1 pseudogene is annotated in these 228 nt (G+C 60.5%); it reads left to right on the top strand.

Annotated elements, in window-relative coordinates:
* Positions 1-228, top strand: a pseudogene (locus tag SB764_RS45320) (hypothetical protein); the annotation flags it as partial.

Below are 228 nucleotides of genomic sequence, written 5' to 3'. Positions count from 1 at the left end.
CTATGGAAGATGTGTTCCTCACCCATGGCGTCGCCATGCCGCGCAACATCATTAACACACCCTCCATGCTCCTGACGCTCGCCCTGATCTGTAACACCGATGCGATTGCGCCGATCGCCCAGGACATGGCCGAGTTCGTGACGGGCCAGGAGGCCGATATCGGCCGCACGCGCATCCTGCCGACGGATTTCGAGCTCGTGGTGAAGCCCTACAGCATCATCACCACCA

The sequence above is a fragment of the Paraburkholderia sp. SIMBA_027 genome (assembly GCF_046535315.1).
GTDB lineage: Bacteria > Pseudomonadota > Gammaproteobacteria > Burkholderiales > Burkholderiaceae > Paraburkholderia > Paraburkholderia tropica.
The sequence above is the reverse complement of the archived record's forward strand: the minus strand, read 5'-3'. Positions and strand labels throughout refer to the sequence as shown.